Consider the following 26,033-nt stretch of genomic DNA (forward strand, 5'->3'; position numbering starts at 1 on the left):
TTGGTATCTTTCTGACCTTATTCAAAAAAACCAACCACTACCCAATGAACACCGCTAGCCGCAAAAGAATAACATCCATTGATATGCTGAGGGGTCTTGTCATGATACTAATGGCACTGGACCACATCCGTGATTATTTTCATTATGATGCATTTTTCTTTGCACCAACAGATTTAACCAAAACCAATGGCGCTCTTTTCCTGACCAGGTTTTTGACACACTTTTGTGCCACTGTATTTGTTTTTTTGGCAGGGACCTCTGCTTTTTTTGTGGCGCAGCGAAGAGATAAAAAATCCCTTTCGGTTTGGCTATTAAAAAGAGGTTTATGGCTGGTAGTTGTAGAATTTACCATTATAAAACTGGCCTGGTTTTTTAAACTGGATTTTTCTGTCCTTCTTTTTATGGTAATCTGGATTCTTGGAGTTAGCATGATATTCCTTGCAGGTTTTATCCATCTTCCCAAAAAACTTATGATAGCACTTTCCGTTTTGGTCATTTTAGGTCACAACGCCCTGGATGGAATGATGCCCGGAGGTTCTTTTATGTCCGGACTCTGGAGTTTTCTGCATGTGTATAATGAAGTTCCTTTGGGAAATATACAGCTTTTTATTGCCTACCCCATTCTTCCATGGGTGTTTGTAATGCCCCTGGGTTACTACTTTGGCGAACTTTATAAGCCTTCGGTAAGCCCTGAATTCAGAGTAAAGAAATTATGGCAATTGGGAATAAGTATTACCCTGGCATTTTTTATAATCCGTTTTGTAAATATTTATGGCGATCCATACCCCTGGTCTACTCAAAATTCATTTGAATTTTCAGTGATGTCATTTTTCAACTTAACCAAATACCCTCCCTCCCTTTTATATTTATTGATCACCCTCGGACCTTCAATAATCTTTCTGGCTTTGGCAGAGAACTGGAAGGGTTCCTTTTTTGATAAACTGATAACTATTGGTAGGGTACCAATGTTCTTTTATATCATTCATATTTACATCATACATCTGCTGGCATTAATAGCCGCGGTACTTACAGGATTTAATGCTTCTGACATGGTTATAGACTTCTGGGTAAATGATGAACCGGAATTGCAGGGCTATGGTTTTAGTCTTTGGGTCGTTTATCTTATTTGGGTATTACTAATCATTGGGCTCTATCCTGCATGTAACTGGTTTAATAATTATAAAAGCAGTAACCGGGATAAATGGTGGCTTAGTTACCTTTAGGTGAAATTTTGAGTGAGTTTAAATTATTATTTTCATATTTAGTACAATTAAAAATATCAGTTCTATGAAAAGCATAACATCCTTTATTAAAACAACCTTTATTGGAGGTCTTTTTTTTGTTATCCCTGTTGTTTTAGTTATCGTCCTAATTGGAAAGGCCTTGGAGATATTACGAAAACTAGTAGCCCCAATTGCTGCTAATATTCCTCTGGAAACCATTGGAGGAATAGCGATGGCAAGAATTATAGCCTTGTTTTTGTTATTGCTGATCTGTTTTGTTGCCGGACTATTCGCTAAAACAAAAAAAGCCAATGCCATAAAAAACTGGATTGAAAATAATATTCTATCCCATATTCCCGGATATTCTTTGTTAAAAGGTATGACTGAGTCTGCCATAGGACTGGATTCTAAGGATTTAAAAGATGTTGTTCTTGTAGATATAGAGGAAGTATGGCAAATTGGTTTTTTAATGGATAAAATCGATGATAAATTAAGTGCCGTATATATTCCTGGTGCCCCAAACCCTATGTCAGGGGATGTTTTTTTTGTTAAAAATGATCGACTTAAAAAATTGGATCTGCCAGAACTGAGTGCTATGAAAATTTATAAAAAATTCGGCATGGACGCAAAGAATATTGTCAATGGAAAAATCGACAAATCATCTTTCTAGTTGTATTTATCTGACAGGTAATACCATACTGCAGCAAGTTAAATTTCATCCAACACCTATTTTACCATTACAATTATTTAATATTTTTACTTTTAACCTCCTATGATTTTAGTGAAAATGCCCAACAGCAATCTAACTATATCAGGACTTTTATTAATATATAACCTGGAAAGAAAATATGACTCCTTCAATTTTTGATACCTTATCCATATCCATTATCTATATTGGTCTTTGTCTTATGATGCTTATTGCTTTTGAAATTGGATATCAGATTAACCGGCGTTATATTGGACTGAAGGATAAGATAGAACCCGCTACGCTCTCGCCGATGATTGGTGGTTTAATTGGCGTACTGGGGTTTCTTCTGGCTTTTACATTTTCCATAGCCACCGAACAATTCAGCCAGCGAAAACAATATGTCCTGGAAGAAGCCAACGAAATTGGAACCGCTTACCTCAGGACAGACCTCATTGACTCCTTACACAAAAATGAAGTGAAGCAATTGTTACGAGAATATGTTGACACTCGTTTAAAGGCTGTGAGTAGTACAAATATCAATAATGAACTTATTAAATCTGTTGAATTACATCGCCTTTTATGGCGTGAAGTTTCGGCAGCGGCTTTGGCCAAACCCGATGAGAATTCTTCCTTAATGATTCAATCCATTAACAATATAATTGATCTGCATGAAAAACGAGTCACTGCGGGTTTGCGAAATCGTATTCCCATTAGCATCTGGATAACACTATTGGCCATTTCATTTATGACCATGATTACAATTGGCATTAAAGCAGGTTTCACCAAACCAAGGGGTTTAATAGCAGTAATTCCCATGATATTAGCATTTGCCGCCCTTACGACACTTATTGTAGATCTTAACCGCCCTCAAAAAGGTTTGTTTAAGGTTGGGCAACAATCCATGATTTCCGTGCAGAAAAATATTCAAAATGACGTTAAATAAAGCTGGTTCTATCAAGCTGATTTTAAGAAGGAATTATTTTCTTTAAAATTCGATATAACATTGTATTGAATATTAAAAATATCCTCTGTTTTTAAAATCCTTTTGTACATTTAGGCAAACCCTATTTATATCCAGCCATGAACATAAAAAACTTTGCATTTCTGACTTTTTCCTTCTGTTTTTATATCTCTAATGCCCAAATTCAGGAAGACCGCTTATCCTTATTAAAAGATGAGGTTCAGGAAAAAGTAGAGGGTAGGGCGAAAATGGCCCAGGTAATGGTAGATAAAGTATTTAGTTTTTCTGAATTGGGATTTCAGGAAGAGCAAACTTCAAAATACATTACTGATATTTTAAAGAAGAACGGCTTCAAAATAGAATATGGGATATCAGGGGTTCCGACTGCCTGGTGGGCAACATGGGGGTCAGGAAAACCCGTTATTGCCATTGGAAGTGATCTGGATTGTATCCCTAAAGCATCTCAAAAACCAGGAGTAGCCTATCATGATCCTATTGTGGAGGGTGCTCCGGGTCATGGCGAAGGACACAATTCGGGAACCCCGCTTAATGTAGTGGCCGTACTGTCTGTAAAAGAAATAATGGAAAAAGAAAAAATACCGGGAACCCTCACTATTTGGCCCGGAGTGGCTGAAGAACAGTTGGGAACTAAAGCTTTCTATACGAGAGACGGTTATTTTGATAAAGTAGATCTATGCATTTTTACACATGTTTCTAATAATATGAACGTCTCCTACGGACCTGCCCGTGGTACGGGTATGATCTCTGTTGAGTATACATTTGAAGGGGAATCTGCTCATTCAGCCGGGTCGCCGTGGAGGGCCAGAAGTGCTGCGGATGCTGTTGAATTAATGAATATAGGCTGGCAATATAATCGAGAGCATCTGCACCCGCTGGGCAGATCGCACTCCGTTATAAATAATGGTGGTGATCAACCCAATGTGGTGCCCTCAAAAGCTTCTATATGGTATTATTTTCGAGAAATTACCTACCCGAAAATCATGGAAGTCTATGAAAGAGCAAATGATATCGCCAAAGGTGCCGCCATGATGACAAGGACAACTATGTCTAGTAAGATATTGGGGACAGCCTGGCCAAGACATTTTAATAAACCAATTGCAGAAGAAATGTACGCCAATATTCTGGAGGTGGGATTACCAGATTGGAGTGAAGCAGATCAAATGCTTGCTAAGGCCGTGCAACGAGAAGTAAACTCCCCGAAGGACACAACCGGATTGGCAATAAAATTAGATACTATAGGACTTCCGGCAATAGAACCGGTTAGCGGTGGATCTGATGATATAGGTGATATTTCCTGGAAAGTTCCCACAGTAACACTTAGGTATCCTTCAAATATTCCCGGCCTGCAAGGGCATCATTGGTCTAATGCCATCGCTATGGCAACCCCAATTGCACACAAAGGAGTGGTGGCCGGAGCTAAAGTAGAAGCCATGACACTACTGGATTTACTTTTAAAACCAGAATTGGTAGAGCGGGCATGGAAATATTATAATGAAGAACAGTTAAGTAAGCAAAAATACGTTCCAATGGTATCGGAAACAGATGAACCTGCAATCTATCTAAATAAGGAAATCATGAAACAATACACCCCGCTACTTGTTCCATTTTATTACGATGAATCCAAATATGATTCTTATATGGAACAATTAGGTATTTCTTATCCAACCTTAAGAAAAGATCAGCTGGAACAACAAAAGAAAATGAAGTAACCGCAATATAAAAATGAGTGTTCTAAAAAATCTAATATCATGCGTTCTGCTTTTAATACTTGCAGGTAGTTGCAGGGAAAATGAAGGAAAAGAGGTGGCGGAAATAAAGTTACCCCGTATCGCAATTGCAGGATTAGCTATTGAATCGAGTACATTTTCACCTGCACGGACGCATGAAGAGGCGTTCCATGCCAGGGTTGCAGAAGACGTCTTCTCATTCTATCCCTTCCTTGATAAAGACTCTTTGAATAGAAAGCGGGCTTTATGGATTCCTACTTTAAGGGCACATGCCCTGCCGGGTGGAATGGTTACCAGGGAGGCTTATGAGTCTTTAGTCTCCAAGACCCTGGATAGGTTAGCAAAGAATAAACCATATGACGGTTTATTTTTCGATATCCATGGGGCAATGAGTGTGGAGGGGCTTCAAGATCCCGAAGGAGATTTCATACTTCGTGTTCGCGAAATTGTGGGTAAGGAAACCCTGATTTCCACTTCAATGGATTTACACGGCAATGTCTCCCGGCGCCTGGCACAAAATTCCGATCTTATTACGTGCTATCGCATGGCGCCACATGAAGATGCTCTTGAATCTAAGAAACGAGCTGTAAACAACCTCTTGGATAGGTTAGAAAATGGCAAGGGAAAACCAGCCTATAAGGCATGGATTCCTGTTCCAATTTTGTTACCCGGTGAAAAAACCAGCACAAGGATAGAACCAGGAAAAAGTTTATATGCCAAAGTAGCACCGGCTACCTTGGATAAAGGTATAGTGGATGCAGCCATTTGGATTGGATATGCCTGGGCAGATGAACCAAGAAATCACGCTGTGGTAATGGTTACAGGAGACGACAAGCATAAAGTTGGCCAGACTGCGGAAGACCTGGCAAGCCATTTTTGGGAAGTTCGTTCTGAGTTTGAATTTGTAGCTCCTACAGCCACCCTGGAGGAAAGCCTGGATATGGCCATCGCGAGTAAAAAAGTGCCTTTTATAATAAGTGATATGGGTGATAATCCTACTGCCGGAGGGGCTGGTGATGTAAGCTGGACTTTAAAAGAAATATTAGAACGGAGTGAATTTAAATCCGAAAAAGGACCCTCACTTATTTATGCCTCCATTCCGGGCCCAAAGTTGGTTGAAGAAGCAGTTAAAGCAGGTATAGGAGCTGAAGTTGAAGCCTTTGTAGGTGCAGAAATTGACGATAGATTTGCACCACCTTTGCTATTATCAGGAACTATTGAAGCAATTGTACATGGAGATACTCATGCCGAAACCGAGGTTGTGGTAAAAGTAGGGAGTGTACATGTAATCGTTACCAAAAAACGCAAACCCTATCATAAAGAAGCCGATTTTACAAATTTAGGCCTCAATCCCCGCAATACAGATATAGTTGTAGTCAAGATTGGGTATTTGGTCCCCGAATTATATGATATGCGAGGAGATTGGATCATGGCATTAACGCCGGGGGGTGTAGACCAGGATTTGGAACGCCTTGGCTACAAGAATATTTTAAGGCCAATGTATCCGCTCGATAAGGATATGCCAGATCCTGATCTGAAGGCAGTTTTTATTCCTTTGTCGGATGATTTCCATAAACATGAATAAGGTCAGGATAAGACTTATTATTTATTAATCAATATGAGACCACGATAAATATGTCAACCTTTAAGAAAGTTAGCCTTGCGGTTCTTATACTTGGTAGTCTTGTTACATGCAAAGAGACTGATAAGGTGCCTCAAAATAAAATCTCTGAAACAACTATTTCCAAAACTCAAAAAGATTTCCCTGGTAATTACGTAACAAAAGAGTACCACCAAAGAAATGAAGGATATGATTGGATAGCCATAGCTGTAAGAGAGAAGGGTCCTAATACAATTGGTATCTCCGTAAGATCGCGCGCTGATAAAAAAAGACCTACCTGCACCCTGGATACAAAAGCCTATAAGGTTAATGATTCCCTCTTTAGTTCTGTTGTGAATGGGGTAGCCGTAATGTTTACTTTTCACAAAGGCATACTCAATATTAGTACTGAAAGACCGGAGCAGGAAGCTGCCCTGCAGTTTTATTGTTCAGGAGGTGGTAATTTCACAGGTGATTATGAAAGAATTGAGGGAGATCTAGACCGCTCCCAAATAGATCCTACCCTTTTTACAAAAACACTGGAATTACAGGGAATTGGTTTTTTGGTTTCATCTAAGGCCGGGAACAATGAAAAAGTACTTGAAATTCTTCCCTATGGACTTGAAATAGACAATAGTGCCATAAAACTTGCTATTGAAGGTTCCATTGTGGAAGTGGAAGTGGAAGATTTGAATTCTGATGGTTTTCCGGAGCTCCTGGTATACATGTCCTCAGATGGCAGTGGTAGTTATGGCGAAGTAATTGGTTACTCTGTGAATAATGGAAAATCCATCAGTCCTGTTTACATGCCCCCTATCACCCAGGATCAAAAATTGAGTAAGGGTTATATGGGCCACGATGAGTTTTCTATTATTGAAACAAGTTTAGTAAGACGATTCCCGATTTATAAGGATGGAGACAACAATGCAAATCCCACTGGCGGTATCAGGCAAATTGAATACAAATTAGAGGATGGGGAAGCTTCCCGACTCTTTGTTATTAAAAACAGCATCGATTTTCCGGAGCTGTAAGACGAATAATTTTTCTTTCAGGATAAGCACCTGTCATTGGTGCTTTTTACTACATTTAGATTTAATTAAAAAACCCGATTTATCTTTAACAGTAATGATTCCATTCTTTCAAATAAGTTTTGGATAAATTACTGAGAAATTCAAACCTGACCATACCACAAATAAAACCGATGCCATGAGATCATTGTGCTTTTTTTTACTCTTTGTATTTCAAATAGCAATTTACGGGCAACCAACGCCTCAGTTTGTTGATGAAATACAACTTGAAAAATTAAAACCGGAAAGTCTGCAATATTACTGGCTCAGGATAATTGATAACGGTATGTCCCAACCAGTCACAATTCCGGTCATTGTTGCCAGGGGTGCAGATCCCGGACCTGTTTTGGGGATGACCGCGGCCCTCCATGGAAATGAATTAAACGGTATTTCAGTAATTCATCAGGTTATGGCTGAGTTGGACCTTAAATCTCTGCATGGCACAATAATTGCCATTCCCGGTCTGAATGCTATCAGCATCCCCCTCCATCAACGAAGATATTTTGATAAAGAAGATCTGAACAGAAACTTTCCGGGGAAAGAAAAAGGAAACAGATCACAACAATATGTATGGCAAATTGGACAAAAGATCCTTTCGAAGGTAGATTATTTAGTTGATATGCATACTGCAAGTTTTGGCAGAGAGAACACATTTTATGTGCGTTCCGATCTAAGTGATACCACAATGGCAAAAATGGCATTACTTCAGAATGCCGACATTGTTTTAAATAATAAAGGGGTGCCAAGTGCCAATGAACAAATTTCAGCAACAAGAACCATGAGAGCAGAGGCTGTGCTAAAAGGAATTCCAACCATTACTATAGAATATGGCAACCCTCAGGTCTTTCAACCAGAACTGATTTCAAGAGGTAAAACAGGAATTCAGAATATTATGAGCTGGTTAGGTATGAATCAAGATCCCATTGTTACAACACAACCTGCTGTTATTTGTAAAAAATCTTATTGGTTATACATCGATCAGGGAGGATACCTTGAGGTTATTGCAGATCTAAATCAAAAAGTGAAAAAAAATGAACGAATCGCCATTTTACGAAATCCGTTCGGAGATCTTGTCAGGGAATATTTCTGCCCTGAAGACGGGATTGTAATAGGAAGAAGCAGTAATCCTGTTAATATGAGTGGCGGAAGAATTATACATCTGGGGATCCTTCAAAACGAGGACAAATGATTCCATGGTTAATCAGCGGTTTTGCCGTAATAGCAGTATACTTTTTAGATCGTTGGGAGAACAGGCATATAAAATCGCTGTTCGATTGGTTTCCGGCCATCTTATTTGCTTACCTGATTCCCGCCGGTATAAGTGCACTGCTGGGAATGGATTTTTCGCAGGACGACATTCACGAATATAGCAAACTCTATTTCATACCACTAGCCATAATTGCCGTAATGAGCAGTTTGTCTTTTCTTCAACTGAAGTCTATTGGATGGAAGCCCATTGCGGTTTTTGTCGCAGGCTCATTTTGGATAGCCGTATTCCCGGTAATTCTTGCACTTTTTTTAGTTGATGGTGAGTTAATTTCGGAATTGTTTATTAAACAGGAGTATTGGAAAGGGGTTCCCCCCATCGTAGGGGGATGGATTGGCGGGAGTACAAGCCAGTTGGTACTGAAGGAGTTAGTGGAATGTCCGGAAAATATTTTCCTAACGGTTTTGGTAATGGACAATATTCTTGTTAACATCTGGACTATATTAATGTTTCAGGGAATCAAAGAGAGTGATTTATTAAACAGGAAACTAAAAATTACAAATTTGTCCATGCCCGAAACCATAAAGAAGTCGGAAGGAAAAAACTTAAACCCCCTGTTCAGTTTTTTAATTTTAACCGCTTTTGTAATTATCACAAATGCCTTAGTCGACAGTTTTGTAATAAAAATTATTGTTTTGTCTGTTATAGGTTTACTCCTAAGTAGTATGGTTAAAACATGGAATTTCGCTTTTGTGTTAAAATTTGGGGGTATCCTTATCCTTGTGGTAATGGCAGTTCTTGGGCTGAAACTGAAATTTAGTCTGGTTGAATTTGAGTTGGGTTTTTTAGGATTTATGATTGTGTGGTTACTTAGTCATTTTGTCATCTTACTTTTGGTCGCAAAGCTTCTAAACGTCAATACAGCCTGGGTTCCCATAGCCAGCATGGCCAATGTTGGGGGCATTGCCACTGCACCGGCAGTTACTGCTGCTTATGAACCAAAATGGATGCCTCATGCAATTATACTGGCAATTCTGAGCATGGCCACCGGAACATTTTGGGGCATGCTTACGATCTTTCTGCTAAGGAACTATTTGCTCTGATATCAGCATAACCTTTCCCAGTTAGCAAATTCTTAAATCCATAATTTTATTGCGCATAGACGGCCCGTTCCAGCCGGAAATAGAGTAATTTTAGATTAAAGTCTAATCAGGATTGTTAAAGAACTACGGATTATTTTATTCAAATTCAAAGTTTAAATAATAATTATTTAAGCCCGGTGCAATGAGAGAAACTTTAATACAAAACAAGGAAAATGCTATTGCATTTTACGAAATGGCCTATAACGGCAACCCACAAAAAGCCGTGGAATTGTATGTCGGCGAAATGTATATACAGCACAATCCATTGGTTGGCGATGGAACACAACCATTTATTGATTATTTCAATAAAATGGCAAGGGAATATCCCGGCAAATCCATTGAATTTGTAAGGGCTGTGGCCGAAGATAATTTGGTTGCCCTTCATACACACCAGATTTGGCCGGGAAACGATCAATATGTTACTATGGATTTCTTTAGGTTTGACGACAACGGGAAAATTGTGGAACACTGGGATGCCATTCAACAAATTCCTGCTACTTCTGCAAATAACAATTCGATGTACTAATCAAAAAAAAAATAAATCATTTGCAATATCTAATGAATAAACTAAGAGAAATCATAGCTGTAAATAGCTCCGGCAAAAAAGTAGCTTTACTATTCATCCTTACAAATCTAATTTACGCCTTTATGCTTCTCGTAACCATTCCAAAAACGGTTGCCTATTCCGGTGGAATGAAATTGCTGGATATGATGCCACAGGGGTATAATTCGGAATATGTAAATGAACTTTTCAAAAAGCTTGGCACGGAAGGCCGGGATGTTTATTTATTTAATCAGATTCCTGTTGATATGGTCTATCCCTTACTTTTTGCGATAACCTATTCGCTTTTAATTGCCTATTTTCTTAAAAAATTGGATAAATTAAGTACTTCTTTTTTCTATTTATGCCTTCTGCCAATAATCGGTGGAATAGCCGATTATCTGGAAAATATTGGAATAATCACCATGTTAAATGATTATCCGGATTTATCACATGAACAGATCAGTACAACGAATTTTTTTAGTCTTATAAAGAGCCTGTCAACCACACTGTTTTTTATAACATTGATAGTTGTTATCATCCTTATTGGAATAAGGAGTTTAAAATTGAAACGTTCCGGTAAAAACTAATACTATGCATTACACGCATAACCATACAAATAACAACTACCTTAATCCTGATAATAGTCATAGGATTTAATAACCAACCTATTGATTTTTGAGGAAAATAAAAGTCTGTAAATAAATGACCTATATTGATTATTATAAAGTTCTGGGTATAAATAAAAAGGCCACCGAAAATGAAATAAAAAAAGCCTATCGGAAAATGGCCCGTAAATATCATCCCGATCTGAATCCTAATGATAAGGAAGCCGAACGCAAGTTTAAGGAAGTGAATGAAGCTAATGAGGTGTTAAGTAACCCGGAAAATCGGAAAAAGTATGACAAATACGGAAAAGACTGGAAACATGCTGAAGAATTTGAAAAAGCACAGCAACAGCGGCAATATCAAAGGGGTGGCGGCCAAAGGACCACCGGCCAGTTTTCAGAAGAGGACTTTTCAGACTTTTTCAGTTCAATGTTTGGTGGAGGTTATCAAAGAACAAGAAGAAGTGAGGTAAAATTCAGGGGGCAGGATTACAATGCAGAATTACAGCTCGAATTGGAAGATGTCTATAAAACTCACAAACGTACACTTACAGTTAATGGCAAAAATATAAGGTTAACTATTCCTGCCGGGGTAAAGAATGGCCAGGTAATAAAAATAAAGGGCTATGGAGGTGAAGGAATTAACGATGGACCAAAAGGCGATTTGCATATAAAATTTTCAATCCTGAATCATTCGAGGTTTAAGCGTGATAAAGACAATTTGTATACAACGGTTGATTTGGATTTGTATAAAGCACTTTTAGGAGGAGAAGTAATCATTGACACCTTTGACGGCAAAGTAAAATTAAATGTAAAGCCGGAAACCAAAAACCTGACTAAAGTAAAATTAAAGGGAAAAGGTTTCCCCGTTTATAAAAAAGAGGGGCAGTTTGGTGATCTGTATATTACTTATCGGATAAAACTACCAACAAATCTGAGCAATCAGGAAAAGGAATTATTCAAGGAATTGGCAAAACTAAGATAAATATGGAACTAAAAGATCTTATTCCAATTATGCACCTGTGTGAGCATTACAGTGTTAAAACCTCATTTTTTGATAAACTCCATGAAGAGGGTTTAATTAGTATTACCACCTTTGAACAGACTTCCTATCTCCATCAGGATAAAATTCGTGATGTGGAGAAAATGATACGGATCCACCAGGAATTAAATATAAATACAGAAGGTATTGATGCAGTTTTCAACCTGCTTCAAAAAATAGATATTTTGCAGAATGAAGTGAATAAGCTGCATGACAGGTTGCGTTTGTACGAAAGCGATTTTTAAGAATGTATTAATTCTATAAGAAAGGTAATATTATTCGGGTATTAATAAATCAATTTTAAAATTATGGAATCTTTGGAGCTTATAAAACAATGGCTGGAAGCTCATCCTTCATGGGCAGTTTTTATAAAATATATTGTCCTTGTGGTGATGGTAATTGGGTTTATTCAATTACTGAGAAGGTTCATCCGTAAAAATTTACCAAACTCCAAGGTTAAATACAGGTCACAAAAAGGAATAGAAGTAATTGGTTATTTAATCCTGATTATTTTAACGCTCTCCTATTTTACGGGAAACATTAAGGACTTTACACTAGCTATCGGTTTATTATCGGCAGGTGTGGCAATTACCCTGCAGGAGCTGATCTTAAGTATTGCCGGGTCTCTTTATATTTTCTTTATAAAAGTTTACAAACCCGGTGATAGAATAGAAATAAATGGAATTAAAGGCGATGTTATAGATGTAGACAGTATCTATACCACGATGATGGAAATTGGGGAATGGGTTAGTAGTGACAATTATAGCGGAAGAATAATTAAATTAAGTAATGCATTTGTTTTTAAAGGTCCCATCTATAATTATTCAATGGATTTTCCTTTTATATGGGACGAGTTTAATTTGCCAATTAGATATGGATCAGATATTGAATTGGCGAAGGATATAATTATTAAAGTAGCAACCGATACTTTATCTGAATATGTGGTAGATTCGATTGCCAAATGGAAGGATGTTGTTGAGCGATATTATATTGAAGATGCCAAGGTAGAACCTACTCTGGCCATAACCATGACAGATAATTGGATTCAGTTTAATCTAAGATACATAGTGGATTATAAAAAAAGGCGGGTTACAAAACATATTTTAAGCGAATTGATAAGCAAAGGGTTTGAAGAAACAAAAGGTAAAGTAGTTCTGGCTTCTTCAACCGTAGAAATTGTCCGAATTCCAACAGTAAATATTAACGAAAAAGACATAACCTAGAATGGCTATTATAATCACAAAAAAGCATTTAATCCCCTTCTTTTTACTTTCACTGCTAATTTCATGTAACTCACCTCAAATAGCAGGGATAAAAGTTGAATCGGATTCCAGGTCCATCTCAAAATCCTATAAAAAACCTGTTTTTACAACAGACATTCGTTTAGAGAAGATAAAGGACATTGCTCCACAAATGCATGCATTGATCGAAGAGCATGCCAAAGAGCGTCACATCCCCGGAGTGACCTATGGGATTGTTGTTGACACCAATCTGGTAGTTGCCTCGGCGACAGGGATGTTGGATATAAGCAAGGAACTGCCTGCAAAGACCAGTTCTGCATTCAGAATTGCATCTATGAGTAAAAGTTTTACTGCGATGGCAATTATGAAATTACGCGATGAAGGCAAGCTATCACTTACTGATCCTGCGGTGAATTATATCCCCGAAATGGGAGGATTAGAATACCTCACTGCAGACTCCCCTGACATAACAATAGAAAACCTTATGACAATGACCGCTGGTTTTCCTGAGGATAACCCGTGGGGAGACCGCCAATTGGATGAAACAGATCAAATGCTCCTGGACCTTCTTGCGGATGGTATTGCCTTTTCCAACCCGCCCTCCTATACATTTGAATACAGCAATACCGGATATGCCCTGTTGGGCAATATAATCAGTCGTGTTTCCGGAATGCCCTACCAGCGATATATCAAAGAGAATATTTTAATGCCACTTGGCATGAAACATACCTATTGGGAATATGCCAATATCCCAAAAGAACAATTAGCTATAGGATACCGATGGGAAGACGACCAATGGAAACTGGAACCAATGCTTCATGATGGATCTTATGGAGCAATGGGGGGCTTAATTACATCCATAGAAGATTTTAGTAAATATGTGAGTTTTCACCTATCTGCCTGGCCACCCAGAAGTGATCCGGAAAGCGGTCCCGTTAAACGTAGTACGCTTAGAGAAATGCATACACCTCAATTTCCCACTTTAAATACTGGAGCAACAGATTTTAACAATAAACCATGTGCAACTGTATCCGGATATGGCTACGGATTAGGGATCCATACCAATTGCAAAGGCCTGAAATTGGTAAGGCATGGAGGCGCCTTACCGGGTTTTGGAAGTAATTATGTCTTCTATCCCGACTATGGAATTGGGATAATGGCCTTTGGCAACCTTACTTATACAGCGCCATGGCCACTTAAAAAAATTGAAAAATTACTATTCGAGACCTTGGAATTAGAACCCCGTAAACTTCCTATATCAGATATTCTAAGGGAGCGAAAACAACAGGTTAAACAATTAATTAAAGGATGGAATCCTGAATTGGAACAGGAACTCCTGGCTGAGAATTTTTACATGGATAAATCGCGTGAGCACCGTATGGCAGAAGCTAAGGGAATTTTTGATAAGGCGGGTACAGTTCTGGAAATCGAAGAAATTGTGCCCTATAATCAGCTGCGGGGCAGATTTAAAATTAGCACGGAGAAAGGATTCATCAATGTCTTTTTTACCCTTACTCCGGAAAAAGAAGCGAAATTACAGCAACTGACTTTATCATTTGAACCTAACTCCCAAAAAAAGTAAAGAGCGCCAATGCGCCCCTTACTTTAATTTGGAATTTAAATGTTAAACCTATTTTTGCCATTGCCGGCTTACAATTCTAACCTTATGCAACTATTCTATCAGCTCTTCAATTGCTTTATTTATATTTTTCTTTGTTAAAAATTCTTCAAGAACCTCTTCGAGACTCGGTTTCCCGATAGATTGAAGGTCATAAAAAACTCTTGTGCTTGGTTTTCTTATAGTTATCACCCTGTTTAAATCAATGGGTGTGCCAATGACTACTGCTTCACAATCACAGCTATTTATAGTAACTTCTAAATCCCTGAGTTGATTAGCCCCATACCCCATGGCAGGCAATAATTTGCCAATTCCCGGATACGTCTCAAAGGTATCCTCCAATTGCCCAACCAAATAAGGCCTTGGGTCTACTACCTCCGATGCTCCAAATTTTTGTGCAGCCAATGTACCGGCTCCGAGCTTCATGCCCCCATGTGTTAATGTAGGCCCGTCTTCTACCACCAGAACCCTTTTATTTTTTATAACTGAAGAATCCGCTACTCGTATTGGTGAAGCAGCATCAATCACAATTGCTCCCGGTACCACCTGTGAAATTAGTTTTCTAAGTTTATGAACATCTTTTGGACGAGCACTGTCTATTTTGTTTATAATCACAACATCAGACATCTTTAAAGTCACCTCTCCAGGATAATATTTTATACCATGGCCTGCCCTGTGCGGATCCGTAACGGTAATATGTAAATCAGATTCATAAAATGGAAAATCATTGTTACCTCCGTCCCAGACAATAATGTCGCAACCATCCGGATCATTCTCAGCCGCCCTTATGATATCTTCATAATCCACGCCCGCATAAATAACATTTCCCCGTACAATATGAGGTTCGTATTCTTCCATTTCCTCAATGGTGCAATCATATTTCTCAAGGTCTTCCAGGCGGGCATATCGTTGAACTCGTTGCGCCTCAAGGTCTCCATAGGGCATCGGGTGCCGTATGGCAACAACTTTAAATCCTTTGTCAATAAGAATCTCAATTATTCGTCTGGCAGTCTGGCTTTTTCCACAACCTGTTCGGGTAGCTCCTATACTTATTATGGGTTTTGTACTTTTAATGGAGGTGTCTTCCCTGCCCAACAACACAAAATTTGCCCCTACAGTATTTACCAAAGCACTTTTATGCATAAGTTCTTCATACGAGATATCCGAGTAAGAAAAAATAACATCGTCAATTTTATGTTCAACAATTAAGTTTTGCAGGTCTTTTTCATCATAAATCGGAATGCCAGCAGGATATAATTCTCCTGCAAGTGAAGCCGGGTATTTACGATTTAAGATATTTGGTATCTGTGCTGCGGTAAAAGCTACTACCTCGTAGCTTTCATTATCTCTGTAAACTGTATTGAAGTTGTGAAAATCACGGCCGGCAGCTCCCATGATAAGGATTCTTTTTTTTATCATGCTCGATTATTTTTAGATTCATTTATTTTATCGAAGATAAGCCGGTATTACAATTCCGGAAATGATAAGAATCATGTTTGGATGCACCAGACCGAAAGTACCCGAACGATTCAAAAAACATATAATAGCGCGTATTATGTTCCTCCCCATTTTTATTTGTGTGATCTGTTGTACTGAAACTTAAGGAATTTGCAAGTTGAACAGTTTGAAATCTAACTGATCATGCTTTTATAGTGAATATTCCTATAAAAAAATATAAGTGCTACGCATAAACACACATCGGGTTTGTAGCTGAAAGCAAACTTCTTTGCCAGCTTATTCATGCCTAAAGAAAAATGCTATCTTCGTATGAGGTCTAAAAGCATTTCCTATGTTACGAAAATTTAATTCACACCTGGGATCATTTCTCATTGCGGTTTTCTTTACTATTCCTGTAGTTATACAATCGCAGGCAACTCCCAACACAAAAGAGGCTGATACAACTTTGGGCAATCAACCCAAGCCTGTACCTGTGTTTAACATAATGGAGGAGATAGAACGTACAATAAAGCAGCTAAATCAGATTGAGAAGAAAATTGAGCCTAGGAAAAGTGTCATGAAAATTGATTCCATGCTGCCACTTTATGTTGATTTTATTAGTGGAAGCCGGAAAGATGTGCAAAGATTCATGATAGCGAATCCAAACAGACAAAAAGTAGATAATCAAATCAAAAAATGGAATGGGTTTCTAGACTATTTAAGAGATTGGGAATCTACAATAAATGACTACGAAGAGCGAAATTCAATATTAGCCGAAGAAATATATTTTAGTGACAAAACCTGGGAGTTAACCTATCAAAATGCTGAGTTGGAAAATGTTCCTTCTCCCCTGCTGTCTGATATAAAAAATGTCCAGCAGGAAGTAAAAGCCATTTACAAGAAAATTAAAGATGAAAATAATTATTACCTGAGACTGGAATCCAGAATAAGTGATCAGGTTTTTATTATTGAAGAAGTCATTGAAGAATTGATTGCTCTAAAAAATTCCAAGGTGTACCAATTATTTTATTTAAGACATCCACCCTTATGGAAAACCTCTTTTAAAATAGTTAAAAAAGATACTGCAGAAAAAGCGGGAGTAGAATCAATTACGGGAAATATTTCAAATATTTTCAGTTTTATAAAGTCAAGTGAAAATGATATTTACTTATTTATATTAATCATTGCTCTTTTCTCAACAGTGATTGTTTACTTGAAAAGGATTTTTCTTAAATACGATTTTAAAGAACCGCGCGAAGATTTGCAAAATGCCAAAGATCTTATAACAAAACGAACAGCATGGTGTATCGTCTTTATTACGATTTTATGCGCCATATTTTTCTTTATAAATACCCCTCAGCTTTTTGATGATATTCTGGCCTTATTACTTCTTATTTCTACCTTACCATTGTTGCAACCATATTTGGATAGGCGATTTAAAAATATCATTTACTTTATAATTCTGATTTTCGTTCTTGATGTTAGTAAAACTTATTTTTGGTTTTCATCACCACATTACAGGCTATACATCTTGTTTCAGGCACTGCTGATTGCCTCTATTTTGTTCTATTTCACCTATCCGTTTTTAAGAACAAAGGAGTTATATAAAAAGGGAAAGGGTGCTTTCCTGATTAGACTAACGCCTGTAGTATATTTTTTCATAATTATCTCCGTTATCTCCAATGTTTTAGGATACACTAACCTGACCGATTTAGCCATAAAAATTTGCATCCAAAGTAGTGTATTATTTATCGTCTTCTATGCAATTCTAAAAACCGCAGATGCCCTTTCAATCGGGATTATACACAATAGTTATTGTAGAAAAAATGATTATGATCCGATAAAAAAAAGTACAATTGAGTTAAAAGTATTGCAGTCTTTAAGAATCCTGATAGGCATATTTTGGGCTATCTATTTTCTTAAGATGATAGATCTGCTAAGGCCGCTGACAGAATTATTAAATGGTATCCTTACTGAACCTTACAAAGTGGGAGGCATTACTTTTACCCTGGACACATTGTTGTTATTTATTGGTATTCTTGCCGCTTCTTTTATTATTACAAGTTTTATTTCTTTTCTGTTAGATGGCAAAGAGATTAATTTAAAAATAGTAAAATTACCAAAAGGGATTCCGGCAGCTATTTCATTGGTAATCCGTTATTTTATACTGGCTTTTGGCTTTATTTTAGCCCTTTCCGTTCTTGGAATAGATTTAAGTAAATTTAATTTAATGGCCGGTGCCCTTGGCTTAGGAATCGGTTTTGGCCTGCAAAATATTGTTTCAAACTTTATTTCGGGCATCATATTAGTATTTGAAAGACCCATTTTGCCCGGAGACAGCGTAGAAGTAAACAAATTACTGGGTACAGTTAAAAAAATCGGTGTGCGGTCATCCAAGATTAGTACGTATGAAGGTGCAGAGGTTGTGGTTCCCAATAATAATTTAATTTCGAATGATCTGATCAATTGGACCCTATCTGACAATATCAAAAGAATTGAGATTGTAGTTGGAACCAGTTACGATTCAGACCCCAACCGGATTCTTAAACTACTGGTTGAGATCGCCATTGGGCATGAGGATGTTCTGGAAACGCCGCAACCTAAAGCTCTATTTAGCCAATTTGGTGAGAGTTCATTAGACTTCAGGCTTCTTTTCTGGGTTCATTTTGAAAAGGGCCTGCAAACTAAAAGTGATGTAACTTTAGGTATTTATAACAAATTTAAAGAACTAAATATTGAAATCCCATTCCCACAACGCGTGGTTCATTTACCAAAGGGATTTAATGATATTCGGGAAACTGAAAATTAATACAACTTTCCTGCTTAGGGTGTATTCTATTGAATTCTGAGATTCGATATTAGTTGAAAAAAGCCGTTTTCTAATGGCTTGCAGAAAATAAAAAACTTTCGGTGACAAATAAATGGAACGTAAATAATATCCCTGAGCTACATCCCCGGATAGTTGCGAGGTGCAGGGAAATCGAATTCTCAATGCCATCAGATCTTTATATTGGCAGCTTGTTAAAAACAATTATTGCATCAAAACCCAATGCAAAACTGCTTGAACTGGGCACGAAAATAGGCTTCTCCTTATCGTGGATGATAGATGGTATGGAAAATCTTGAGAACAGGGATGAAATTAATCTGGCAAAGTTTAATTGGTCTGCCGGGGTAATTGCTGTAGCGAAAAAATAGATGAGCTGATAAGACAGGAAAATGGGTAGAGTACATTTATTTGAACTTGAAGATCAAAGCTGGCTCCCGGCTTTCCTAAGAAATTATGGGACAGATTTCCTGCAATTCCTGTCAAATAAAACCAAAATGTACAAGCCTGTTATTCCAATACTTGAAAAAGGCCTTAAAAAGTCTGGTCAAAACCGCATACTCGATCTTGGATCAGGGGGTGGTGGTGGCCTGCTATGGTTAAACTCAGAACTTAAAAAGACAACCCCCAATTTAAAAATCATACTGACAGATTATTATCCCAATATTTCTGCATTTGAATATACACAGAGGCAAGCTGATAATTTTGAATTTATAACAAAATCCATAGATGCCAGAAATGTACCAAAAGAATTAAAGGGATTCCGAACCATGTTTTTGTCTTTGCATCACTTCAAACCAAAAGACGCCCAACAAATTTTACAAAATGCTGTGGACACTAATTCTTCTATAGGAATATTTGAAGCCTCGGAACGGAGCTTTCCCAGTTTGCTGGCTATGTTTTTATCGCCAATAACAGTCCTTTTAACAACACCTTTCATTCGCCCTTTTAAATTTGGAAGAATACTTTTTACTTATCTTATCCCCATTGTTCCGCTATTTGTTTGGTGGGACGGAATTGTTTCTTCCCTGCGCACCTATTCTGTAAGGGAAATGCAGAAATTGGTTGAAGACCTGGATAATAAAGAAAGTTTTGATTGGGAAATAAACAGGATCAAATCAGGTCCCGGAATTATTCTTTACCTTTTGGGAACTATAAAAGAATAGTTTTATGAGAATATGGACCCCCGGAATATCACAATTTTAAAACCCTACTACTATAAATTTAAAAATAAAAGGTATTCCATGATAAGAAAACACTTTAGAATTATCTTCCTTGCGCTTTTATTGGGGATCATTCCAACACTTTCAGCACAGGAAAAAAAACCAAAAGTTGTTGTGGTATTGAGTGGTGGCGGGGCTAAAGGAATAGCTCATATTCCATTGATTCAAACCCTTGATTCTTTAGGAATTGTCCCTGACCTCGTATTGGGAACCAGCATGGGCAGTATCGTTGGTGGTTTGTACGCCATGGGTTATAGTGGTGACAGTATTGCCAATATTGCCAGGAATGCCAACTGGGATGATCTGTTAGGTGGCGATATTAGTCTGTCTGATGTTAGCGTAGAAGAAAAAAGCGAATTTAACAGGTACCTGGTAAATTTAGATTTACAAAAAGGAAAACCAAAAATAAATAGTTCACTAATAAATGATCATAAGCTAAGAGAATTTTTATCTACGCTTGCCTATCCTGTTTATTACATTAATGACTTTGACAGTTTATCTATCCCCTTCAGAGCTATAGCCACAGATATTGTGAATGGCAGGGAAGTAGTCATAAGCGGGGGATCTATTATGCTCGCCATGAGGGCAAGCATGTCTATTCCCAGTATTTTTAAACCTGTACCTTATAACAATACGCTTTTAGTTGATGGAGGCATACTCGATAATTTTCCAACGGATATTGCCAAAGAAATGGGTGCCGATATTATTATAGGAAGTGATGTTGGTGGCGGCATGGCACCTATTGAAAAATTGGATAATATTGCCACTATTTTGTTTCAAACAGGAATGTTGACCAGTAATCTTAAGAATCCGGAGAACCGAAAACTATGTGATGTACTCATAGATCATATCCCAAATTTAAGTTATTCTACAGGAGATTTTTCAAAAAGCAATGAGATCTACGAAGAGGGCAAAATTGCAACACTTCAGAACACGGATGCCTTAGTCGCCTTAGCTGAAAAGTTGAAAAAATATCCCCAAAGAAATCATGAACTTCCCTATATAGAACCTGAATTTATTTTAGATACGATAATCTTTAAAGATATCAGCAAGGCCAATATGGATCTTGTGAAGGCAAGAACCAATGTTGAAACGGGCATAAAATACACGCCCAAAGAATTTGTAGCAGGCATAGACCGGGCAATGGGAACCAATCTTTTTAGTCAGATTACCTATGCTCCGGTTATTCTGGATAAAAAACGAGGAATAGAAATTACTGGCTTGGAGAAGTCCAGGCATCAGCTAAAAGGATCCTTGCATTATGATGGTTACAGAGGGGTTGGCTTAATTTTAAATTACACAGGCAGAAATATTATTGGTGATGCCTCCAGATTCCTCATCACCCTCGATGTTGCAGAACAACCCGGCTTTAGAATACAGTATCAGAAAAATTTTGGAACATATAAAGAATGGTGGTGGCGATCCGAATTTTTTGGGGAGCAATTAAAACAAAAAATTTATTTGAATGGTGAAGTTGCGGATAATATAAAATATAATTACTTCCTATTTGATAATGAGATCAATAAAAATATTAATTCACTACACAGTTTTATCGGCATTGGGATCAACTATAATTATTCTGAAATAAAACCCGTAATTAACCCGGACATTAACGATGGTATACTTTTTCTCAAGGATTATTTTTATAACAATACTGAAATTTATGCCCATTATACACGAAATACACTCAATAATGTTTTCTTCTCCAGTAGAGGTTCATATTTTAAAGTGAAACTTGGAAGGTCTTTACTAAATGATTTTAATCTTTCTTATAGTGATAATACTATTATGGATGTTAATGGAAAGACAAACGGCTATACAAAACTAAAAGTGGGGCTGGAGAAACGAATTCCTTTTCAAACAAAAATTACCGGAATTGTTGGTGGGTCTTTTGGTTTTATTCTTGAAGATGAATTGCAATCTAATGATCTCTCCTTCACAGATTACGGATATGCCGCAAAATACTTTTTAGGCGGAAATACAGTCACCCCAAATAAAGAAAACTCTTTGTTTCCGGGATTGCGTCAGGATGAATTAAATGTTAATCAATTCATCAAACTAGATCTTGGACTTCAGATAAATCCCATAAAAAAATGTTTTATTACACCGCACTTGAATATCGCCTCCGTTGGTTTTAATGATTTCAATGAATACATCAAAGATGCATTTTCACCCGATGGGAACTGGCAGGAAAATTTCGAGACTAGCTTATTGCTCTCGGCAGGGGCAACTTTCTCCTATAATTCACTTCTGGGCCCGGTTAATTTTGATGTGTCCTGGGTAAATGACATTAATAAGATCAGATTGACTTTCAGTGTAGGTCTCCCATTCAACCGGTCCAATTGATAGGCTTCAGGATTGTGAAGTGTACTTTTAACGTATTACACATCTAATTTTACGGCGCCCTGGTTTTTTTGTTTGATCCGCTATAAAAAAGGCTATTCGTTTTATGCGCTCTGCATTAGGCATGGCAATATAAGACCTGCAAAATAATGCTATAAACCATCCCGCCTTTTTCATCAAAAAACTGTAAATTACCTCTGTGTTTCCAAAAGCTTTCAGATGAAAAACATTAACAGACGAAACTTTATAAAAAAGACATCCCTATCTGCCGCCGGTATTGCAGCTGCATCTATCATACCAGTATCTGGTCAAGTCCAAAATGCCCGTGAGACAAATGCGATGTATATGGGTGGTTTTGCAGCTGCCAAACTAGAGACAATAAGGATTGCCGTAATTGGTGTAGGTGCGCGGGGACCTCAACATTTAAAATTTTCTGCTTCTTTACCTGGAACTGAAATTGTGGCTGTTTGCGATTTATATGAAGATCTTGCCACAAAATGGGCAGGTGTGGTTAAAGAAATGGGCAAAGGCGAAAGACATCAAAATATTGCTACCTATTATGGTGGCGAAGATAAATGGAAATTGATGCTTGAAGAAGTAAAACCTGATATGGTTTTTATTGCAACGAACTGGGTTAACCACGCACCAATGGCCATCGAAGTAATGAACAAAGGCGCCCATGCTTTTGTGGAAGTACCTTTAGCCATTAGCATTGACGAGCTCTGGAAGATTGTAGACACCTCGGAGAAGACCCAAAAACATTGCATGATGATGGAAAATGTAAATTATGGTCGCGACGAGTTACTATTCCTGAATATGTGCAGGCTAGGGGTCGTTGGCGAACTATTACACGGGGAGGCTGCCTATATTCATGACCTGAGAACACAGATGAATGAGGTTGAACGTGGCACCGGATCCTGGCGTACTTATCATTATGCCAGAAGAAACGGAAACATCTACCCCACTCATGGGCTGGGCCCGGTAGCGCAATATATGAACCTGGGTCGTACTGAGGATACTTTTAAAAGTCTTGTGTCTTATTCAACCCCGGCTATGGGCAGGGCTTTATATGCGAAGGAAAATTATCCACCCGATCATAAGTGGAATCAAATGGATTATAAGGGTGGCGATATGAATACCTCCATAATCAAGACCGCTCTGGGCAGAACTATTTTGGTTCAATGGGATGAAACAAGTCCGAGGCCTTATTCCAGGCTTAACTTAATACAGGGCACTAAAGGTATTTTGGCCGGTTTTCCTACGAGGGTGGCTTTGGAAGGTGGTGTTGAAGGAATTACAGAGAGTCATCATCAATGGGCACAGGGAGAAGAATTAGCGATTCTTTATGAAAAATATGATCATCCTTTATACAAGCGACTCTCCTCAACCACCAGTGAAAGTGGTCATGGTGGTATGGATGGGATGATGGTTTACCGCATAATTGAGTGTCTCAGAAATGGACTCCCATTGGATCAAAACGTTTACGAAGGATGTTTCTGGAGTGCGGTTTCTCCTTTAAGTGAACGTTCAGTAGCCGATGACGGTGCCCCGCAGGCATTCCCCGATTTTACCCGGGGCAATTGGAAAGAAACGAAACCCTTGGATATCATAGCTTAATTTTAGGGTTTTCCAAACAACTTTTGATATCATTCGTCTCAAGAATGGGAAGGTAATTTTTTTTGTTTATGAATAAACAAATAAATTCTATAATAAGGCAAATGCGTGAAGTCCATGATGGTTTAATTTGGGCCGGAACATCCTATAATAAAAGATTATCTGAACTAAATGAAAATGAGCTATTTGTACGTCCGCTGCCTTCTGTACATAGTATTGCGGAAATTATTGCACATATCATTTCCTGGCGGAAGGATACCATCTTAAAAATAAAAACAGGCCGAGGTGAACTTACAGACTCCAATCCAAACAACTGGAGATCAAATGACGATTTGAAGTCCAGTGGCTGGGAGAAGCTTCGGGAAGAGGATAATAATACACTCCGTGAGTTATTTCAGCTTTTGCAGGATAAGGATGATACATTCCTGAATGAATTATACTATGACCCTGAGTTCAAAGGCAATTATCCGTATTCCTTTGTACTTGAAGGCATGTTACACCATGACATCTACCATTTAGGACAAATTGGACTGGTGATAAAATTGTTAAAGGAATGAGTCATCCGGCAAAACCCTTAATAGAAACTCCCAGATTAATACTAAGGGAGTTCGAACTTGACAATGCATTTGACATCTACAAACTAAACGCGGACCCTGAGGTTATCAGATATACAGGCGACCCACCTTTTGAAACTGTTGAACAGGCGAGAGATTTTCTTAATAACTACAAGGATTATGAAAACAACGGCTTTGGGAGATGGGCAGTAATCAAGAAAGATTCCAACGCCTTTATAGGATGGTGCGGACTAAAATTAAATGAGCAGAATTTAATCGATATAGGATTTCGTTTCTTTAGGGGAGAATGGAACAAAGGCTATGCCACAGAAGCTGCCAAAGCTTGTCTTGAATATGGGTTTATGGACCTTAATATAAAAGAGATCATTGGGAGAGTTGCAATGAAAAATACGGCTTCTATAAAAGTTCTGGTAAAACTCGCTATGGAATATTGGAAAAACGATAGCTGCAAGGGTATAGAGAACTCCTTGTATTATAAAATATCTAAAGAACAGTATCTTAAGAATTTAAAAACCAGCTTATAACTTATGGATTCGGACTCCGATTACCTTAACATAAACAAGGCCTCCTGGAACCGCAAGACGGATACGCATATGGAATCTGATTTTTATGATGTCAAAGGATTTCTCAAGGAAAAAACCTCTCTTAAAAATATAGAAATAGATCTCCTTGGTGATCTAAAAGGTAAAAGTATATTGCATTTGCAATGTCATTTCGGACTGGATACCCTTTCGCTGGCAAGGATGGGTGCAGATGTCACAGGAGTAGATCTCTCTGACCAGGCTATACAAAGGGCCAGAGAATTAGCACAGAAAACAAATCTTGATGCCAAATTCATCAACTGCGATCTTTATGACCTACCCAATCATTTAAATGATGAATTTGATATAGTTTACACTACTTATGGCACTATAGGGTGGCTTCCTGATCTGGACAAATGGGGGGCGGTTGTTTCCAGGTTTTTAAAACCGGGCGGCAGACTAATTTTCGTTGAGTTTCATCCAGTTGTATGGATGTTCGATGATGAATTTAGTAAGATTGCCTATCGCTATTTCAATTCGGGACCCATAGTAGAATCCGAGACGGGGACATACGCTAACAGGGACGCTAATATTAATCTGGAATACGTAATGTGGAATCATGGCCTGGGAGAAGTTTTAACCAGTCTGGTTAACAATGGTATTGAAGTGACCTCCCTGGAGGAATATGATTATTCACCATATGACTGCTTTAAATTCACTATTGAATCGGAACCGGGTAAGTACAGGATTAAGCATCTTGGAAACACACTACCCATGGTATATTCTTTAGAAGGCAAAAAAAGGTAATCG

The 26,033-nt window shown here is 38.0% G+C and carries 23 protein-coding genes; 22 read left to right on the forward strand and 1 reads right to left on the reverse strand.

The genetic code is table 11. From position 1 onward, the window contains the following. Nucleotides 1-44 precede the first annotated feature (44 nt). From G504_RS0110670 to G504_RS0110735, 14 genes are all read left to right on the forward strand, one after another. Nucleotides 45-1,223: a DUF1624 domain-containing protein gene (locus G504_RS0110670; protein ID WP_026348512.1), complete on the forward strand. Its 1,179-nt coding sequence runs from the start codon at nt 45-47 to the stop codon at nt 1,221-1,223. A gap of 64 nt (nt 1,224-1,287) precedes the next feature. Beyond that, a complete protein-coding gene (locus G504_RS0110675; protein ID WP_019670169.1) occupies nt 1,288-1,893 on the forward strand; it encodes a DUF502 domain-containing protein in 606 nt (201 codons plus the stop codon). A gap of 178 nt (nt 1,894-2,071) precedes the next feature. Next, nucleotides 2,072-2,854 (forward strand): bestrophin-like domain, encoded by a 783-nt coding sequence (locus G504_RS18590; RefSeq protein WP_019670170.1) that lies wholly within the window; start codon nt 2,072-2,074, stop codon nt 2,852-2,854. A gap of 137 nt (nt 2,855-2,991) precedes the next feature. Next, on the forward strand, nt 2,992-4,602 hold the full coding sequence (locus tag G504_RS0110685) for a peptidase dimerization domain-containing protein (RefSeq protein WP_019670171.1): 1,611 nt from the start codon (nt 2,992-2,994) through the stop codon (nt 4,600-4,602). Between the two features lie 13 nt (nt 4,603-4,615). Beyond that, on the forward strand, nt 4,616-6,205 hold the full coding sequence (locus tag G504_RS0110690) for a M81 family metallopeptidase (protein WP_019670172.1): 1,590 nt from the start codon (nt 4,616-4,618) through the stop codon (nt 6,203-6,205). 50 nt (nt 6,206-6,255) lie between these two features. Next, nucleotides 6,256-7,251, forward strand: coding sequence for a PliI family lysozyme inhibitor of I-type lysozyme (locus G504_RS0110695; protein ID WP_019670173.1), 996 nt, complete (start codon nt 6,256-6,258; stop codon nt 7,249-7,251). A 175-nt stretch (nt 7,252-7,426) separates the two neighbouring features. Further along, nucleotides 7,427-8,476: a succinylglutamate desuccinylase/aspartoacylase family protein gene (locus G504_RS0110700; RefSeq protein WP_019670174.1), complete on the forward strand. Its 1,050-nt coding sequence runs from the start codon at nt 7,427-7,429 to the stop codon at nt 8,474-8,476. Beyond that, on the forward strand, nt 8,473-9,597 hold the full coding sequence (locus tag G504_RS0110705) for a DUF819 family protein (protein ID WP_019670175.1): 1,125 nt from the start codon (nt 8,473-8,475) through the stop codon (nt 9,595-9,597). The genes G504_RS0110700 and G504_RS0110705 overlap by 4 nt, the downstream gene beginning before the upstream one ends. A gap of 181 nt (nt 9,598-9,778) precedes the next feature. Continuing rightward, on the forward strand, nt 9,779-10,162 hold the full coding sequence (locus G504_RS0110710; RefSeq protein ID WP_019670176.1) for a nuclear transport factor 2 family protein: 384 nt from the start codon (nt 9,779-9,781) through the stop codon (nt 10,160-10,162). A gap of 32 nt (nt 10,163-10,194) precedes the next feature. Continuing rightward, nucleotides 10,195-10,767: a hypothetical protein gene (locus tag G504_RS0110715; RefSeq protein ID WP_019670177.1), complete on the forward strand. Its 573-nt coding sequence runs from the start codon at nt 10,195-10,197 to the stop codon at nt 10,765-10,767. 115 nt (nt 10,768-10,882) lie between these two features. Further along, on the forward strand, nt 10,883-11,770 hold the full coding sequence (locus G504_RS0110720; protein ID WP_019670178.1) for a DnaJ C-terminal domain-containing protein: 888 nt from the start codon (nt 10,883-10,885) through the stop codon (nt 11,768-11,770). 2 nt (nt 11,771-11,772) lie between these two features. Further along, nucleotides 11,773-12,072 carry a chaperone modulator CbpM gene (locus G504_RS0110725; RefSeq protein ID WP_019670179.1) on the forward strand — a complete coding sequence of 100 codons (300 nt, stop codon included), beginning with the start codon at nt 11,773-11,775 and terminating at the stop codon, nt 12,070-12,072. A gap of 63 nt (nt 12,073-12,135) precedes the next feature. Then, on the forward strand, nt 12,136-13,050 hold the full coding sequence (locus G504_RS0110730; protein ID WP_019670180.1) for a mechanosensitive ion channel family protein: 915 nt from the start codon (nt 12,136-12,138) through the stop codon (nt 13,048-13,050). Between the two features lies 1 nt (nt 13,051). Continuing rightward, complete coding sequence (locus tag G504_RS0110735) at nt 13,052-14,650, forward strand: serine hydrolase domain-containing protein (RefSeq protein ID WP_019670181.1); 1,599 nt, start codon at nt 13,052-13,054, stop codon at nt 14,648-14,650. A 90-nt stretch (nt 14,651-14,740) separates the two neighbouring features. Here G504_RS0110735 and G504_RS0110740 read toward each other — a convergent pair whose 3' ends face one another. Continuing rightward, complete coding sequence (locus G504_RS0110740) at nt 14,741-16,105, reverse strand: cyclic 2,3-diphosphoglycerate synthase (RefSeq protein WP_019670182.1); 1,365 nt, start codon at nt 16,103-16,105, stop codon at nt 14,741-14,743. Nucleotides 16,106-16,475: 370 nt separating this feature from the next. Here G504_RS0110740 and G504_RS0110745 point away from each other — a divergent pair, with 370 nt between their 5' ends. The 8 genes from G504_RS0110745 to G504_RS0110780 all read left to right on the forward strand — a co-directional run bounded on the left by G504_RS0110745 (nt 16,476) and on the right by G504_RS0110780 (nt 26,030). Next, on the forward strand, nt 16,476-18,932 hold the full coding sequence (locus G504_RS0110745) for a mechanosensitive ion channel family protein (protein WP_019670183.1): 2,457 nt from the start codon (nt 16,476-16,478) through the stop codon (nt 18,930-18,932). Between the two features lie 182 nt (nt 18,933-19,114). Further along, complete coding sequence (locus tag G504_RS19875) at nt 19,115-19,318, forward strand: O-methyltransferase (protein ID WP_019670184.1); 204 nt, start codon at nt 19,115-19,117, stop codon at nt 19,316-19,318. A gap of 21 nt (nt 19,319-19,339) precedes the next feature. Next, entirely contained in the window at nt 19,340-20,113 is a 774-nt protein-coding gene (locus G504_RS0110755; protein ID WP_019670185.1) for a methyltransferase domain-containing protein, read from the forward strand. A gap of 78 nt (nt 20,114-20,191) precedes the next feature. Further along, nucleotides 20,192-22,516 (forward strand): patatin-like phospholipase family protein, encoded by a 2,325-nt coding sequence (locus G504_RS0110760; protein ID WP_040444141.1) that lies wholly within the window; start codon nt 20,192-20,194, stop codon nt 22,514-22,516. A gap of 216 nt (nt 22,517-22,732) precedes the next feature. Further along, the gene (locus G504_RS0110765) at nt 22,733-24,130 is read left to right on the forward strand and encodes a Gfo/Idh/MocA family protein (protein ID WP_019670187.1); all 1,398 of its coding nucleotides are present in this window, start codon (nt 22,733-22,735) and stop codon (nt 24,128-24,130) included. 68 nt (nt 24,131-24,198) lie between these two features. Continuing rightward, a complete protein-coding gene (locus G504_RS0110770) occupies nt 24,199-24,684 on the forward strand; it encodes a DinB family protein (RefSeq protein ID WP_019670188.1) in 486 nt (161 codons plus the stop codon). After that, complete coding sequence (locus tag G504_RS0110775) at nt 24,681-25,226, forward strand: GNAT family N-acetyltransferase (RefSeq protein ID WP_019670189.1); 546 nt, start codon at nt 24,681-24,683, stop codon at nt 25,224-25,226. The genes G504_RS0110770 and G504_RS0110775 overlap by 4 nt, the downstream gene beginning before the upstream one ends. A gap of 3 nt (nt 25,227-25,229) precedes the next feature. After that, nucleotides 25,230-26,030: a class I SAM-dependent methyltransferase gene (locus tag G504_RS0110780; protein ID WP_019670190.1), complete on the forward strand. Its 801-nt coding sequence runs from the start codon at nt 25,230-25,232 to the stop codon at nt 26,028-26,030. Nucleotides 26,031-26,033 lie beyond the last annotated feature (3 nt).

It is taken from the genome of Eudoraea adriatica DSM 19308 (assembly GCF_000382125.1).
Classification (GTDB): Bacteria; Bacteroidota; Bacteroidia; order Flavobacteriales; family Flavobacteriaceae; genus Eudoraea; species Eudoraea adriatica.